The sequence below is a fragment of the Paucibacter sp. Y2R2-4 genome, assembly GCF_025717535.1.
Lineage (GTDB): Bacteria > Pseudomonadota > Gammaproteobacteria > Burkholderiales > Burkholderiaceae_C > Paucibacter_A.
Genome location: NZ_JAJIRO010000001.1, coordinates 294,566 through 309,335, shown reverse-complemented (window position 1 = coordinate 309,335; position 14,770 = coordinate 294,566). Strand labels below are relative to the sequence as shown.

15 protein-coding genes are annotated in these 14,770 nt (G+C 59.5%); 14 read left to right on the top strand and 1 reads right to left on the bottom strand.

The features are described from left to right. Window positions 1-25: 25 nt before the first annotated feature. From uvrB to tsaD, 9 genes are all read left to right on the top strand, one after another. Window positions 26-2,122 (top strand): excinuclease ABC subunit UvrB, encoded by a 2,097-nt coding sequence (gene uvrB, locus LNV06_RS01250; RefSeq protein WP_263536430.1) that lies wholly within the window; start codon window positions 26-28, stop codon window positions 2,120-2,122. A gap of 201 nt (window positions 2,123-2,323) precedes the next feature. After that, complete coding sequence (locus tag LNV06_RS01245) at window positions 2,324-2,857, top strand: Fe-S cluster assembly transcription factor (protein ID WP_263536429.1); 534 nt, start codon at window positions 2,324-2,326, stop codon at window positions 2,855-2,857. A 45-nt stretch (window positions 2,858-2,902) separates the two neighbouring features. After that, complete coding sequence (locus LNV06_RS01240) at window positions 2,903-4,123, top strand: IscS subfamily cysteine desulfurase (RefSeq protein WP_263536428.1); 1,221 nt, start codon at window positions 2,903-2,905, stop codon at window positions 4,121-4,123. 41 nt (window positions 4,124-4,164) lie between these two features. Next, window positions 4,165-4,569 carry a Fe-S cluster assembly scaffold IscU gene (gene iscU, locus LNV06_RS01235; protein ID WP_263536427.1) on the top strand — a complete coding sequence of 135 codons (405 nt, stop codon included), beginning with the start codon at window positions 4,165-4,167 and terminating at the stop codon, window positions 4,567-4,569. A 12-nt stretch (window positions 4,570-4,581) separates the two neighbouring features. Next, window positions 4,582-4,905, top strand: a complete 324-nt coding sequence (gene iscA / locus LNV06_RS01230) for an iron-sulfur cluster assembly protein IscA (protein ID WP_263536426.1) — start codon at window positions 4,582-4,584, stop codon at window positions 4,903-4,905. Between the two features lie 74 nt (window positions 4,906-4,979). Next, window positions 4,980-5,498 carry a Fe-S protein assembly co-chaperone HscB gene (gene hscB / locus LNV06_RS01225; protein ID WP_263536425.1) on the top strand — a complete coding sequence of 173 codons (519 nt, stop codon included), beginning with the start codon at window positions 4,980-4,982 and terminating at the stop codon, window positions 5,496-5,498. 32 nt (window positions 5,499-5,530) lie between these two features. Further along, a complete protein-coding gene (gene hscA, locus LNV06_RS01220) occupies window positions 5,531-7,387 on the top strand; it encodes a Fe-S protein assembly chaperone HscA (RefSeq protein WP_263536424.1) in 1,857 nt (618 codons plus the stop codon). Window positions 7,388-7,408: 21 nt separating this feature from the next. Beyond that, window positions 7,409-7,747: an ISC system 2Fe-2S type ferredoxin gene (gene fdx / locus LNV06_RS01215; RefSeq protein ID WP_263536423.1), complete on the top strand. Its 339-nt coding sequence runs from the start codon at window positions 7,409-7,411 to the stop codon at window positions 7,745-7,747. A gap of 8 nt (window positions 7,748-7,755) precedes the next feature. Continuing rightward, window positions 7,756-8,787 carry a tRNA (adenosine(37)-N6)-threonylcarbamoyltransferase complex transferase subunit TsaD gene (gene tsaD / locus LNV06_RS01210; RefSeq protein WP_263536422.1) on the top strand — a complete coding sequence of 344 codons (1,032 nt, stop codon included), beginning with the start codon at window positions 7,756-7,758 and terminating at the stop codon, window positions 8,785-8,787. Window positions 8,788-8,821: 34 nt separating this feature from the next. Here tsaD and LNV06_RS01205 read toward each other — a convergent pair whose 3' ends face one another. Next, window positions 8,822-9,262: an Hsp20/alpha crystallin family protein gene (locus LNV06_RS01205; RefSeq protein ID WP_263536421.1), complete on the bottom strand. Its 441-nt coding sequence runs from the start codon at window positions 9,260-9,262 to the stop codon at window positions 8,822-8,824. A 474-nt stretch (window positions 9,263-9,736) separates the two neighbouring features. On the opposite strand from LNV06_RS01205, the gene rpsO reads away from it, so the two are divergent. The 5 genes from rpsO (at window position 9,737) to secG (ending at window position 14,654) form a co-directional block, all read left to right on the top strand. Further along, window positions 9,737-10,006, top strand: a complete 270-nt coding sequence (gene rpsO, locus LNV06_RS01200; RefSeq protein WP_263536420.1) for a 30S ribosomal protein S15 — start codon at window positions 9,737-9,739, stop codon at window positions 10,004-10,006. 274 nt (window positions 10,007-10,280) lie between these two features. Then, window positions 10,281-12,410, top strand: a complete 2,130-nt coding sequence (gene pnp, locus LNV06_RS01195) for a polyribonucleotide nucleotidyltransferase (RefSeq protein ID WP_263536419.1) — start codon at window positions 10,281-10,283, stop codon at window positions 12,408-12,410. 19 nt (window positions 12,411-12,429) lie between these two features. Next, a complete protein-coding gene (locus tag LNV06_RS01190) occupies window positions 12,430-13,419 on the top strand; it encodes an NAD(P)H-quinone oxidoreductase (protein ID WP_263536418.1) in 990 nt (329 codons plus the stop codon). 23 nt (window positions 13,420-13,442) lie between these two features. Continuing rightward, window positions 13,443-14,183 carry a triose-phosphate isomerase gene (gene tpiA, locus LNV06_RS01185; RefSeq protein WP_263536417.1) on the top strand — a complete coding sequence of 247 codons (741 nt, stop codon included), beginning with the start codon at window positions 13,443-13,445 and terminating at the stop codon, window positions 14,181-14,183. Window positions 14,184-14,273: 90 nt separating this feature from the next. Then, on the top strand, window positions 14,274-14,654 hold the full coding sequence (secG, locus tag LNV06_RS01180) for a preprotein translocase subunit SecG (RefSeq protein ID WP_263536416.1): 381 nt from the start codon (window positions 14,274-14,276) through the stop codon (window positions 14,652-14,654). Window positions 14,655-14,770 lie beyond the last annotated feature (116 nt).

The window sequence follows — 14,770 nt, the reverse complement described above, 5'->3', positions numbered from 1 at the left end:
TGCGCGTTGATTCCGGGATGACCCTATGCAAGATTCGACCGCCCTCATAGACAAAAACGATGAAAACGCCGAGGCGCCGAAGGGTGAGTTCGTGACTTTCGAAGGTTCGCCGTTCCAGCTGTTCCAGCCTTTCCCTCCGGCAGGCGATCAGCCGGTCGCGATTGAGAAGCTGGTCGAAGGCGTGAACGATGGTTTGAGTTTTCAGACCTTGCTGGGCGTGACGGGGTCCGGCAAGACCTTCACCATGGCCAATGTGATTGCCCGTCTGGGCCGGCCCGCCATCATCTTTGCGCCCAACAAGACTTTGGCGGCGCAGCTGTACTCCGAATTTCGGGATTTCTTTCCCAACAATGCGGTCGAGTATTTCGTTAGCTATTACGACTACTACCAGCCCGAGGCCTATGTGCCGCAGCGCGACCTTTTCATTGAAAAAGACAGCGCCATCAACGAGCACATCGAGCAGTTGCGGCTGTCTGCCACCAAGAGCTTGATGGAGCGCCGCGATGTGGTGATCGTGGCCTCGGTTTCAGCGATTTACGGTATCGGCAACCCAGCTGACTATCACCAGATGGTGATGACGCTGCGCACCGGCGACAAGATGGGCCAGCGCGATGTGATCGCTCAACTGATCCGCATGCAATACACCCGCAATGAAGTGGAGTTCAGCCGCGGAGCCTTTCGGGTGCGCGGTGACACCATCGATGTCTTCCCCGCCGAGCACTCGGAGCTGGCATTGCGCATTGAGCTCTTTGATGATGAGGTCGAGACCTTGCAGCTCTTTGACCCGCTGACCGGCAAGATTCGCCAGAAGATTCCTCGCTTCACCGTCTACCCCAGCAGCCATTACGTCACGCCGCGGGAGCGCGTCTTGGCGGCGATGGAAACCATCAAGCAAGAGTTGCGGGAGCGCCTGGGCCAGTTCGTGCAAGACGGCAAGCTGGTGGAGGCCCAGCGTCTGGAGCAGCGCACCCGCTTTGATCTGGAGATGCTGCAAGAGGTGGGCCACTGCAAGGGTATTGAGAACTACACCCGGCACATCTCAGGCGCACAACCCGGCGAGGCGCCACCGACTTTGGTGGACTACCTGGCCAAAGATGCCTTGATGTTCTTGGACGAAAGCCATGTGCTCATCGGCCAGTTTGGCGGCATGTACAACGGCGACAGGGCGCGCAAGACCACGCTGGTGGAGTATGGCTTCCGCCTGCCTTCGGCACTCGACAACCGACCACTCAAGTTTGATGAGTTCGAGCGCAAGATGCGCCAGGCCGTGTTTGTCTCCGCCACGCCGGGCAATTATGAACAAGAAAACTCCGGCCAAATTGTCGAGCAAGTGGTGCGCCCGACCGGCTTGGTCGACCCCTTGGTTGAAGTGCGGCCGGCGACCCATCAGGTCGATGATGTCTTGCAAGAAATCCGCGAACGCGTGGAGGTGAACGAGCGGGTCTTGATCACCACGCTGACCAAGCGCATGGCCGAACAGCTGACGGATTACTTGAGCGACAACGGCGTCAAGGTGCGCTACCTGCATTCGGACGTGGACACGGTCGAGCGGGTTGAGATTTTGCGCGACTTGCGCCTCGGCACGTTTGATGTGCTGGTGGGTATCAATTTGCTTCGCGAGGGTTTGGATATCCCTGAGGTTTCGCTGGTTGCGATTTTGGACGCGGACAAAGAAGGCTTTTTGCGCTCCGAGCGCAGCTTGATCCAGACCATAGGCCGAGCTGCGCGTAATTTGCGCGGCAAGGCGATTTTGTATGCCGATCGCATCACCGATTCCATGAAGAAGGCCATGGGCGAGACCGAGCGGCGCCGCATCAAGCAGTTGGCCTTCAATGAAACCCATGGCATCACGCCGCGTGCGCTCAACAAGCGCATCAAGGACTTGATCGACGGCGTCTATTCAGAAAAGAGCGGCCGCGACGACCAGAAACTGCTGCAAGTGGCCGAGGTCGAGCAAATGTCCGAGAAGGACCTCAGCAAGCGTATGGCCTTGTTGGAAAAGCAGATGCTCGAACATGCGCGCAATCTGGAGTTCGAGAAGGCCGCCCGCGTGCGCGACCAACTGGCGCAATTGCGCGAGCAAGCCTTTGGCGCGGTGGTCCACGACCACATCCTCAAGTAGTTCGGGTCTGCTTTTGAGGGCTCTCCAGCAAGCTTGGCAGTAATTGAGTAAAATGGTCGGAATTGATCCAGGGTAAACCCGCTCGTTGAAGTTCAAGGCGGTATGTCTGGCTCAGGCGCGAAGGTCTTGCGCTGCGTTTCTGATTGCTTTTGCACTGTTTTTGCTCGGCCACCCGGTCGTTCGGACCATAAGGAGAGATAGATGCGACTCACCACCAAGGGCCGTTTTGCCGTCACTGCGATGATTGATTTGGCCCTGCGCGAGAACGGTGGGCCGGTGGCTTTGGCCGCCATCAGCCAGCGCCAGCAAATCTCACTGTCCTATCTAGAACAGCTGTTCGGCAAGCTGCGTCGACATGAACTGGTTGAGAGCACGCGTGGACCCGGCGGTGGTTACTCCCTGGGCCGCAAGTCCAGTGAAATCACCGTGGCTGACATCATCGTCGCGGTCGATGAGCCCATCGACGCAACGGGTTGCGGTGGCCATGAGAACTGCATGGGCGAGAACACCGGCCGCTGCATCACCCATGAGCTCTGGACCAGTTTGAACGCCAAGATGATCGAGTATTTGGACTCGGTATCGCTGCGAAAGCTGGTGGAAGACCAAGTCGCCAAGGGCGTGACGATTGAAGAGTCACCCATGAAGCGCGCCATTTCTTCCACGCCGGTGGTGAAACCCATCCGCATCACGGCGCCGAATTCGGTCTTTGCCCTCGGCAATGCCTTCACCAAGTAAATACGTTTCTACAGAAATCAAGCCAAGCAAGAAGCCCAGCCAAAAATGGATATGACCCCGCATTTCCCGATCTATTTGGACTACGGCGCGACCACGCCCGTGGACCCCCGAGTCGTTACCGCCATGGTGCCCTGGTTGAGTGAGCACTTCGGCAATCCGGCCTCACGCAGCCACGCCTGGGGCTGGGAAGCCGAAGCCGTTGTCGAGAAGTCTCGCGAAGAGGTGGCGGCCCTGATTGGTGCCGACCCGCGCGAAATCGTCTGGACCTCCGGTGCCACCGAGTCGATCAATCTCGCACTCAAAGGTGCTGCGCAGTTCTACAAGACCCGTGGCAAGCACATCATCACACTGAAGACCGAGCACAAGGCAGTGCTGGACACCTGCCGTGAGCTGGAGCGTCAAGGTTTCGAGGTCTCATATCTGGATGTTGAGGCCAATGGCCTGGTTGATCTGGACAAGCTCAAGGCCGCCTTCCGCCCGGACACCATCTTGGTCTCGGTGCTGTTTGTCAGCAATGAGATCGGCGTGATTCAGGACATCCCCGCCATCGGCGCGATGTGCCGCGAACGCGGCGCGATCTTCCACGTGGACGCGGCTCAGGCCACGGGCAAGGTGGCCATCGATCTGGCCACGCTGCCGGTTGATTTGATGAGCTTGGCTTCGCACAAGACCTATGGCCCCAAAGGCATTGGTGCTCTATATGTGCGGCGCAAGCCGCGGATTCGCCTGGAAGCGCAGATGCATGGTGGCGGCCAAGAGCGCGGTATGCGCTCTGGTACCTTGGCCACGCATCAGATCGTCGGTATGGCCACGGCTTACCGCATCGCTCGCGAAGAAATGGCGGAAGAGGGCGCACGCATCCGTACCCTGCACAAGCGGCTGCTGGATGGCTTGAGCGGCATCGAACAGGTGTTTGTGAATGGTGACCTTGAGCGCCGGGTGCCGCACAACCTGAACATGTCCTTTAACTATGTGGAAGGTGAGTCGCTGATCATGGGCGTGAAGGGTTTGGCCTTGTCGTCCGGCTCGGCCTGCACCTCGGCCAGCTTGGAGCCTAGCTATGTCTTGCGCGCCTTGGGCCGCAGCGATGAGTTGGCGCATTCCTCTTTGCGTATGACGATCGGCCGTTTCACCACCGTCGAAGAAATTGATTATGCGATTGCGACCCTGAAGGACAGAGTCGGCAAATTGCGCGAGTTGTCGCCGCTTTGGGATATGTACAAGGACGGCATCGACCTCAGCACCATTCAATGGGCTGCTCACTGAGTTGAGGCTCAGACCGGCACGAACAGAATCAGGAGAACATCATGGCCTATAGCGAAAAAGTCGTTGATCACTACGAAAACCCCCGCAATGTCGGCGCCTTCGAAAAGGGCGATGACTCGGTCGGCACTGGCATGGTCGGTGCACCGGCTTGCGGCGATGTGATGAAGCTGCAAATCAAGGTCAACCCAGCCACCGGTTTGATCGAAGACGCCAAGTTCAAAACCTATGGCTGCGGTTCCGCCATCGCCTCCAGCTCGCTGGTGACCGAATGGGTCAAGGGCAAGTCGCTGGATCAGGCGCTGGATATCAAGAACACCCAAATCGCCGAAGAGTTGGCGCTGCCGCCGGTCAAGATCCACTGCTCCATCTTGGCGGAAGACGCCATCAAGGCCGCTGTGGATGATTACCGCGCCAAGCATGGCGGCGCAGCACCAGCAGCCCAATAAGGGATCACCGGCATGTCAGTGACTGTGACCGAAGCTGCTGCGCGCCATGTGACGCGCTACATCACCAAGCGCGGCCGGGGCGTGGGCGTTCGCTTAGGCGTCAAGACCACCGGTTGCTCCGGTCTGGCCTACAAGCTGGAGTACGCCGATGACGTGGCGCCCGAGGATGTGGTCTTCGAGGGCCATGGCATCAAGATCTTGATCGACCCCAAAAGCCTGCCCTACCTCGATGGCACCGAGTTGGACTTCGTGCGTGAAGGGCTGAACGAGGGCTTCAAGTTCCGCAATCCGCGCGAGAAAGACCGTTGCGGCTGCGGCGAGTCCTTCCGCGTGTAAAGTTGCGCCCCTTTTTGTGTTCGGTCCAGGGCGCGGCGAAAGCTGCGCCTTTTTCTTGAAGCGTAGAGCCTCTGATGCGACTTGATGACGATGACTTCAGCCTTTTTGGCTTGCCCCAGCGGCAGGACCAAAATCGCGCCGATATCGATGCATGCTGGAAGCGGCTGCAGTCACAAGTCCATCCAGACAAGTTCGCCAGCGAAGGTGCTGCGGCTCAACGCATCGCCATGCAATGGGCGGTGCGAGTGAATGAAGCTCATCAGCGCTTGCGTGACCCGCTCAAGCGTGCCGCTTATCTCTGCGAACTGCGTGGAGCACCCTTGCGTACCCACGAAAACACCCGCATGCCTGCCGCCTTTTTGATGGAGCAGATGAGCTGGCGTGAGGCGCTCGACGATGCTGCTGACGCCTCAGCGGTGGAGGCGCTGGATGATCAAATTTCAGCGCGTGAAGCTGAGTTGTTGGCCGAAGTGCAAAGCTTGCTCGATCACCAAAATGATGCTTTGGCCGCTGCCGAGCAGGTGAGGGCGCTGATGTTCCTCGCCAAGTTTCGCGCTGATATTGCGCGGCGTCTGGACGCGCTGGATGCGTGACCCGCGCTGAACCCTCAAAAGACAACAAGAACATGGCATTGCTGCAAATCTCCGAACCCGGCCAGTCGCCCAATCCTCATGAGCGCCGCATCGCAGTCGGCATTGATCTGGGCACGACGCACTCACTGGTTGCTGCGGTGCGCAGCGGTGTGGCCGAGTGCTTGCCCGATGAACAAGGGCAGGTGATCCTGCCCTCGGCCGTTCGTTATCTGGAAGAGGGCCGGCGCCAGATTGGCGCAGCGGCGCTGCATGCTCAGGCTGAAGACCCGGTGAACACGATTGTGTCGGTCAAGCGCTTCATGGGTCGTGCTTTGGCTGATATTGCGAATCTCGACAAGCTGCCCTACCAATTTGAAGACACGCCCGGCATGGTATCGCTGGCCACGCGCGATGGCATCAAAACGCCGGTTGAGGTGTCGGCCGAGATTTTGGCTACGCTGCGTTTCCGCGCTGAAGACAGTTTTGCCGACGATGTGTTCGGCGCCGTCATCACGGTGCCGGCCTATTTTGATGACGCGCAGCGTCAAGCCACCAAGGACGCCGCGCAACTGGCCGGCTTGAATGTGCTGCGGCTGATCAATGAGCCGACCGCCGCCGCGATTGCTTATGGCTTGGATAACGGCAGCGAAGGGCTTTACGCCGTTTACGACCTTGGCGGCGGCACCTTCGACATCTCCTTGCTGCGCTTGAGTCGTGGTGTGTTCGAGGTGGTGGCCACCGGTGGCGATGCGGCCTTGGGCGGTGACGATTTTGATCGAGTGATTGCTGATGCTGTGCTTGCGCAGGCGGGTTTGTCTGCCGACAGTGCGCATGACAAGCGAGCCGTCTTGGTAGCGGCGCGTCGCGCGAAAGAGCAGCTGTCAGCGACGGACAGCGTTAGCTTTTCGGCGAAACTGGACGCTGGCGCCATTGATGTTCAACTGACGCGCTTGCAGTTCGAAGCCTTGGCTGAGCCCTTGGTGGCGAAGACCTTGAGTTCCGTGCGCCGTGTGCTGCGCGACGCCAAGGTCAAGGCCGAAGAAGTGCAGGGTGTGGTGATGGTGGGTGGCTCCACCCGCATGCCCATCGTGCGCGCATCGGTGGGCGCTTTGTTCGGCCGCGAGGTCTTGACCAATTTGAATCCCGATGAGGTGGTGGCCCTGGGGGCGGCCATCCAGGCCAATCAATTGGCAGGCAATGCAGCGGGTGGCGACATCTTGTTGCTGGATGTGATTCCGCTCTCGCTGGGTCTTGAAACCATGGGCGGCTTGGTCGAGCGGGTGATTGAGCGCAATGCCACCATCCCGGTCGCGCAGGCGCAAGACTTCACCACCTTCAAAGATGGCCAAACGGCCATGGCCGTGCATGTGCTGCAAGGCGAGCGTGAGTTGGTCAGCGAGTGTCGCTCGCTGGCTCGCTTTGAGTTGCGCGGCATTCCGCCGATGGTGGCCGGCGCCGCGCGCATTCGGGTGACCTTCCAAGTCGATGCCGATGGTCTGCTCAGCGTGTCGGCCAAGGAGTTGATCTCGGGCGTCGAAGCGGCCATCAGCGTCAAGCCCAGCTATGGTCTGTCAGACGATCAAATCGCCGGCATGTTGAAAGACGGCTTTGCCAGTGCGGAAGCCGATATGGAAGCCCGCAAATTGCGAGAAGCCTCGGTCGAGGCGGAGCGCATGCGTCTGGCCACACTCTCTGCCTTGGCGGCAGACGGCGATCTGCTGAGTCAGAGCGAGCAAGCCGATATCGCCGGCTTGCTTCAGGCATTGTCTGAGGCTGCTGCAGGCACCGACGCCGCTGCGATTGATGCTGCTGTCGAGCGTTTGGCACAAGGCACCGAGGCCTTTGCGGCCGCACGAATGAATCGCGGCATTCACAAGGCCTTGACCGGCCGCAGCATCGAGCAAATCTAAGTTCAGGGAAAGAAGTTCATCATGCCTGTCATCAAAATTCTTCCCCATCCCGAATACTGCCCCGAGGGTACGACGGTGAGCGCGCCTGCCGGAACCTCGATTTGTGAGGCCCTCTTGGACAACCAAATCGCGATTGAGCATGCCTGCGATATGGTGTGCGCCTGTACCACCTGCCATGTGGTGGTGCGCGAAGGCATCAGATCCCTGTCTGAGATGGAAGAGGGCGAAGAAGACATGCTGGACCGCGCCTGGGGTCTTGAGCCCGACTCACGCCTGAGTTGCCAGGCCATCTTGGGACAAAAGGATGTGACGATCGAGATTCCCAAGTACTCGATCAACCACGCCAAAGAAAATCACTGAGGGCCGGCATGCTGGTTCTAGGCTTTGAGTCCTCCTGCGATGAAACCGGTGTCGCGCTGATTGAAGTGCCGCAGACGGGCGCTCCGCGCTTGCTGGCGCAGGCCCTGCACAGCCAAATCAGCATGCATCAAGCCTATGGGGGCGTGGTGCCCGAGTTGGCTTCGCGTGACCATATTCGCCGGGTTTTGCCTTTGACGCGCGAAGTCCTGGCCGAGTCAGGTCACGCATTGAGTGACGTGGACGTGATTGCCTATACCCAGGGGCCCGGTCTTGCGGGTGCCTTGTTGGTTGGGGCGGGTGTGGCGGTGGCCATGGCGGCGGCACTCGACAAGCCAACCTTGGGGATTCATCACTTGGAAGGGCATTTGCTCTCGCCCTTTTTGTCGGCCGACGCGCCAGAGTTTCCCTTCGTGGCCCTGTTGGTCTCCGGCGGACACACCCAGCTGATGCGGGTGGACGATGTGGGTCAGTATCAAATGCTGGGTGAAACCATTGACGATGCTGCCGGCGAAGCCTTTGACAAGAGTGCCAAGCTCTTGGGGTTGCCTTATCCGGGCGGCCCTCATCTGGCCAAACTGGCACTGTCGGGCGACCCCAAGGCTTTTGACCTGCCTCGCCCGATGTTGAAAAGCGGCAAGCCTGACTTCAGTTTTGCCGGCCTGAAGACGGCGGTGCTGACCCAGGTGAAGCGCCTGGGCGATGCACCGAGTGATCAACAGCGCGCCGATTTAGCGGCATCCACACAGGCTGCAATTGTCGAACTGCTGGTGCGTAAATCGCTGCTGGCCTTGAAAGAAACCGGCCTCAAGCGCTTGGTGGTGGCCGGTGGCGTCGGGGCCAATGCCTCTTTGCGGGAGCAGTTGAATGCGAGCTGCGCCAAACGCGGTATTCGGGTGCATTACCCGGAACTGAGTTTGTGCACCGACAACGGCGCCATGATCGCGATGGCGGCGGCCTTGCGACTGCAGCGTGGCATGGCGACGCTGGAGCGCGATGGTGCTTTTGCGGTACGGCCGCGCTGGACCTTGGGCGCAGCCTAACCCGAGCTAGACCCACGCCCAATCGATCGACGGCTTACATCACCGGCAAATGGCTGGCAGCTGCAGGCTGTCGTTTGGCCAGCGTTAAGGTCAACACGCCCAGTTCCAGCTTGGCCTTGGAATCCGATTGAATGACCTCCTTGGGTAGCACGATGCTGCGCGAGAAGCGGGTCAGGGCGCGTTCTTGATGCAAGACTTGTCCTGCAGCGTGGCCTGCCTCGTTTGTGGTTTGCTCGGGTTTGGCTTGTTCGGCGTCAATGCTGACGCGGCGACCTTCGATTGAGATCTTCACTGCTTCCTTGTTGACGCCGGGCAGGTCCAGTTGCAGCACATAGCTGTGCTCGGTTTCCTTGACGTCCAGGGCCGGTGAGCGCAAAGAAACTGCGTCGGCATCGGTCTTGAACATGCGTTCGATTTGGCGGGTGAACTCGGCTTCTTGGCGGTGCAGATTGCGGCTGACGGGGATCACAAACATGATGGACTCCAGGTTGGAGAGGCCTTTGTCGCAAAGAGACATTCAGTGCGCGGCCCCCATGGCTCCTCAGTTTGTAGTGCTCGCAAGCCTTTCAAGGGCTCTGAAAAATACAGTTTTTGGCCTCTTGGAACGAGGATCTCCAGCGCCATATGCTGGCGCCCGCGTGGCGCATGTGCCGCTTGGGTACGTGCCTTACGGGGAGGGTTTTCAAATCCTGTTGACTCGACTTTTGTTGGTGCCCGTCTCAGGTTCTGGGCGCAAACATCGATTCGGTCTATAATCGACGAGTTTTGTGCCCTGAGCTTGGCCGACTGCAGTGTTCGCACCGCGATGGGTATTCAGGCAAAAGGCGCAAAGCACAAGGCACGGCTCGGGTCGGTTTCACCCGTGACCGCAAGTAAAACCATGGAAACCGTCTGCGTACCAGAGCACTGAGCCTGTGTTGCCAGCGGATTCCGATACCAAGGAACGCAAATGTCCGTCGCAGATATCAACAAGGCAGAGATCGTTCAATCGAACGCCCGTAGCGCCAACGACACTGGCTCGCCAGAAGTCCAAGTCGCTCTGCTGACAGCTCGCATCAACGCGCTGACCCCTCACTTCAAGGCAAACATGAAGGACCATCACGGTCGTCGTGGTCTGCTGAAGATGGTCAACACGCGCAAGAGCTTGCTGGCTTACCTGAAGTCCAAAGACGCATCGCGTTACACCGCACTGATCCAGAAGCTGGGCCTGCGTAAGTAATTCGCGAGTGAGATCAAGGAGCCTGTCTGGGTTGCATGTCCAGTACAGGCTCTTTGTCTTTTGAGAATCCATTGGAGTTGAGCTGACGTGGCGCTGCTGTGTCATTCCAATACCTCGGTCCCCAGTCCGCAAAAATCGGTACGGGCACGAGCGATGTTTTGGAATGGCATCCCGCCAAACCCAGTCTCACTCTCGGTTGTGAAGCGGCACCGCAAGCCGCATCGAAACAGCTGCGCGGGCCTGTGCGCCTGCCAGTCAAGAGGAGAGACACACAATGAGCATGTTCAATAAAGTCACCAAGACCTTCCAGTGGGGCCCCCATTCCGTCACGATGGAGACCGGCGAGATCGCCCGTCAGTCGAGCGGCGCCGTGGTGGTGAACATCGAAGGCACCGTGGTGCTGGCAACCGTCGTTGCCAAGACCGAAGCCAAGGCCGGCCAGGATTTCTTCCCGCTGACCGTTGACTATCTGGAAAAGACTTACGCCGCCGGCAAGATCCCCGGCAGCTTCTTCAAGCGTGAAGGCCGCCCCAGCGAGTTGGAGACCCTGACCAGCCGCCTGATCGACCGTCCGATCCGCCCGCTGTTCCCTGAAGGCTTCTACAACGAAGTTCAGGTCGTCGTGCATGTGCTGTCCTTGAACCCAGAAGTTCAGGCCGACATCGCCGCTTTGATCGCATCGAGCGCCGCTTTGGCCGTCTCGGGCATCCCGTTCAATGGCCCGATCGGCGCTGCGCGCGTGGGCTATGTGAATGGTGAGTACATCCTGAACCCCGGCAAGACCGAGTTGGCCAACAGCAAGATGGATCTGGTGGTTGCCGGTACCCAAGCTGCTGTGCTGATGGTGGAATCCGAGGCCGATGGCCTGAGCGAAGAAATCATGCTGGGCGCCGTGGTGTTTGGCCATGAGCAAGGCAGTATCGCCATCGCCGCCATCGACGAGTTGGTGCGCGACGCCGGCAAGCCGGCTTGGGACTGGAAGGCTCCGGCCAAGAACGAAGAGCTGATCGCCAAGGTCGGCGCACTGGCCGACGACGCCCTGGCTGCGGCTTACCAAATCCGCAACAAGCAAGCCCGTACGCAAGCCTGCCGCGCCGTGACTGCTAACGTCATGGCTGGCCTGAAGGCCGACGGCGTCGAGTTCGACAAGGTCGAAGTCGAAAGCATGCTGTTCGAGATCGAAGCTCGCATCGTGCGCGGCCAAATCCTGGCGGGTGAGCCGCGCATCGACGGTCGCGACACCCGCACCGTGCGCCCGATCGAAATCAGCAACAGCATCCTGCCCCGCACCCACGGTTCGGCCCTGTTCACCCGTGGTGAAACTCAGGCGCTGGTGGTTGCCACGCTCGGCACCGACCGCGACGCGCAGCGCATTGACGCGCTGGCTGGCGAGTTCGAAGACCGCTTCATGCTGCACTACAACATGCCTCCCTTTGCTACCGGCGAAACCGGTCGGGTGGGCAGCCCAAAGCGCCGCGAAATCGGCCATGGCCGCTTGGCCAAGCGTGCGTTGATCGCTGCGCTGCCGAGCAAGGAAGACTTCCCGTACTCGATGCGTGTCGTGTCGGAAATCACCGAGTCAAACGGCTCTTCGTCGATGGCTTCGGTCTGCGGCGGCTGCCTGGCTTTGATGGACGCTGGCGTGCCGATGAAGGCCCACGTGGCCGGTATCGCCATGGGCCTGATCAAGGACGGCAACCGTTTCGCCGTGCTGACCGACATCCTGGGTGACGAAGATCACCTTGGCGATATGGACTTCAAGGTGGCCGGCACCACCGGTGGTATCACTGCGCTGCAGATGGACATCAAGATCCAGGGCATCACCAAGGAAATCATGCAAGTCGCCTTGGCTCAGGCCAAGGAAGCTCGCCTGCACATCCTGGGCAAGATGGTCGAAGCCATGGGTACGGCCAACACCGAGGTGTCGCAGTTCGCGCCGCGTCTGTACACCATGAAGATCAACCCGGAAAAGATCCGTGACGTGATCGGCAAGGGCGGCGCCACCATCCGTGCGCTGACCGAAGAAACTGGCACCACCATCGACATCGGCGAAGACGGCACCATCACCATCGCCTCGACCGATGCTGAGAAGGCCGAATACGCCAAGAAGCGCATCGCCGAGATCACCGCCGAAGTCGAAATCGGCAAGGTCTACGAAGGCCCGATCACCAAGATCTTGGACTTCGGTGCCCTGGTGAACCTGCTGCCTGGCAAGGATGGTCTGCTGCACATCAGCCAGATCGCCCACCAGCGCGTCGAGAAGGTGACCGACTTCCTGAAGGAAGGCCAGATCGTCAAGGTCAAGGTCATGGAAACCGACGAAAAGGGTCGCATCAAGCTGTCGATGAAGGCTTTGATCGACCGTGACTCGGCTCCTGTGCAAGCGCCGGCTGACGCAGAGTAAGACGAAGTCGTCGCTGCCGATGAAGGCAATCGCCATCACCCGCCCAGGCGGGCCTGAGGTGCTGCAGATGATCGAGCGCCCCGACCCCATCGCTGGGGCAGGGGAGTGCTTGATCGTGGTGGAGGCCTTTGGCCTCAATCGCCCCGATGTGCTGCAGCGCAAGGGCGCTTATCCGGCTCCGGCCGGTGCCAGTGATTTGCCAGGCCTAGAAGTGGCCGGGCGAATCGTCGCGGGTGATGCGCAGGCCTTGGCTGAGGCGGGCTTCAAGCTCGGCGATGCGGTGTGCGCCTTGGTGGCGGGCGGGGGCTATGCCGAGCTCTGTACAGCACCGATTGGCCAATGCCTGTCGGTGCCTGAGGGTTGGAGCATGGTTGAGGCTGCCAGCTTGCCGGAAACCTACTTCACCGTTTGGTCCAATGTTTTCGAGCGCGCGGGCCTGATGGCAGGCGAAACACTCTTGGTTCACGGCGGCAGCAGTGGCATCGGCGTGACGGCCATTCAATTGGCCAAGGCCATGGGTGCTCGCGTGCTGGTCACGGTGGGCAATGCCGACAAGGCTGATGCGTGTCTGAAGCTGGGTGCCGATCTGGCGATTGACTATAAGCAACAAGATTTTGTTGCGGAAGTCGCCGCTGCGACGGCCGGTCGCGGCGTTGATGTCATTTTGGATATGGTCGCGGGCAGCTATGTTGAGCGTAATGTGCGCTGCTTGGCGGAAGATGGCCGGACGGTGATCATTGCCGTTCAAGGTGGGGTTGATGCCAAGTTCGATGCTGGCTTGGTGCTGCGTCGCCGCTTGACGGTGACCGGCTCAACCTTGCGGCCGCGCTCTTTGGCTTTCAAAGCGAGCATTGCGCGCGCCTTGAGGGACCGAGTTTGGCCCTTGTTGTCGCGGCGGGAGATTGGCCCGGTGATCTATCGCAGCATGCCTGCGGATCAAACGGCTGCCGCGCATTCATTGATGGAATCGGGCGAGCACATCGGCAAGATCGTGTTGAGCTGGCACTGATTCACAAATAAAGGACAGAGACAATGCGCAAGAAGCTTGTTGTTGGCAATTGGAAAATGCATGGCAGCCGAGCCTCGAATGCCGCCCTGTTGGGTGCATTGAAGGATGCTGGGCCGTGGAGTGCCGACGTTGCTGTTTGTGTGCCGTTTCCTTATCTAACGGAAACCGCCTTGACGCTGACGGGTCAACAGGTGCTGTTGGGTGCGCAAGATTGCTCATCTCATGAGCAGGGCGCTTACACCGGTGAAGTCTCGTCGGCCATGTTGTCCGACCTGGGTTGCCGTTATGTCATCGTCGGTCATTCCGAGCGGCGTGCCTATCACCATGAAAGTGATCAGTTGGTCGCGGACAAGGCCAAGGCCGCTTTGGCCCATGGCGTCACGCCCATCGTCTGTGTGGGCGAGACGCTGGCAGAGCGCGAAGCCGGTCAAACCGAGTTGGTGGTGAAGCGGCAGTTGGCGGCTGTCATCCATACGCTGACGCATTGCATCGGTGAAATCGTGCTGGCGTACGAGCCGGTGTGGGCCATTGGTACCGGTTTGACCGCTAGCCCCGAGCAAGCCCAGGCCGTACATGCGGTGCTGCGCAAGCAGTTGCAGGCAGCCAGCCAGAAGGCTGACACCATGCGCATTCTGTATGGTGGCAGCGTCAAGCCGGACAATGCGGCGCAGTTGTTTGCCCAGGCTGATATTGATGGTGGTTTGATCGGTGGTGCGGCCTTGAAGGCTGCGGACTTTGCCGCCATCTGCCGGGCGGCCATGTAAAGAGTTTGTAGTTTGGCCTCGGAGCCTTTTGCCGAGCTTGGGGTCTCGCAAGTCGAGGCCAAAAGATCAAGAATTTTTGGAGTGTTTGAAATGCAAGTTTGGATGAATTTGGTCTTGGTTTTGCAGTTGCTGAGTGCTTTGGCCATGATTGGCTTGGTGTTGGTGCAGCACGGCAAGGGCGCTGATATGGGGGCCTCGTTTGGTAGCGGCGCATCGGGTAGTTTGTTTGGTGCCACTGGCAGTGCCAACTTCCTGTCGCGCAGCACGGCCATCTGCGCCACCATCTTCTTTGTCAGTACTTTGGCCATGGCTTACTTGGCTAATCACCGCGGTGGCGCGAGCAGCAAGGACACGATCCTGGACCGTGCAGCACCTGCTGCTGTTGCTGCCTCTGGTGCTGCCGCCATTCCTGGCGCCGCACCGGCCTTGGTCGCGCCTGCGCCCGTTGCAGCGTCTGCTGCAGGAAACTGACACGAGCATTTCGGGCTCGTGGCCTGTCGGCCTCTGTCAACAAAATGCAAACATTTTGCTTTTGCCAGCTAAGAGGCCTTGAAATTTCGGTATAGAATTCGAGGCTGACTTGATAG

Bases quoted from the DNA above. Each gene is read 5' to 3' on its own strand.
- hscB (WP_263536425.1), top strand. From the start codon at position 4,980: ATGCGACTTGATGACGATGACTTCAGCCTTTTTGGCTTGCCCCAGCGG.
- fdx (WP_263536423.1), top strand. From the start codon at position 7,409: ATGCCTGTCATCAAAATTCTTCCCCATCCCGAATACTGCCCCGAGGGT.
- secG (WP_263536416.1), top strand. From the start codon at position 14,274: ATGCAAGTTTGGATGAATTTGGTCTTGGTTTTGCAGTTGCTGAGTGCT.
- pnp (WP_263536419.1), top strand. From the start codon at position 10,281: ATGAGCATGTTCAATAAAGTCACCAAGACCTTCCAGTGGGGCCCCCAT.
- LNV06_RS01245 (WP_263536429.1), top strand. From the start codon at position 2,324: ATGCGACTCACCACCAAGGGCCGTTTTGCCGTCACTGCGATGATTGAT.
- iscA (WP_263536426.1), top strand. From the start codon at position 4,582: ATGTCAGTGACTGTGACCGAAGCTGCTGCGCGCCATGTGACGCGCTAC.
- tpiA (WP_263536417.1), top strand. From the start codon at position 13,443: ATGCGCAAGAAGCTTGTTGTTGGCAATTGGAAAATGCATGGCAGCCGA.
- hscA (WP_263536424.1), top strand. From the start codon at position 5,531: ATGGCATTGCTGCAAATCTCCGAACCCGGCCAGTCGCCCAATCCTCAT.
- iscU (WP_263536427.1), top strand. From the start codon at position 4,165: ATGGCCTATAGCGAAAAAGTCGTTGATCACTACGAAAACCCCCGCAAT.
- tsaD (WP_263536422.1), top strand. From the start codon at position 7,756: ATGCTGGTTCTAGGCTTTGAGTCCTCCTGCGATGAAACCGGTGTCGCG.
- rpsO (WP_263536420.1), top strand. From the start codon at position 9,737: ATGTCCGTCGCAGATATCAACAAGGCAGAGATCGTTCAATCGAACGCC.
- LNV06_RS01190 (WP_263536418.1), top strand. From the start codon at position 12,430: ATGAAGGCAATCGCCATCACCCGCCCAGGCGGGCCTGAGGTGCTGCAG.
- uvrB (WP_263536430.1), top strand. From the start codon at position 26: ATGCAAGATTCGACCGCCCTCATAGACAAAAACGATGAAAACGCCGAG.
- LNV06_RS01205 (WP_263536421.1), bottom strand. From the start codon at position 9,262: ATGTTTGTGATCCCCGTCAGCCGCAATCTGCACCGCCAAGAAGCCGAG.
- LNV06_RS01240 (WP_263536428.1), top strand. From the start codon at position 2,903: ATGGATATGACCCCGCATTTCCCGATCTATTTGGACTACGGCGCGACC.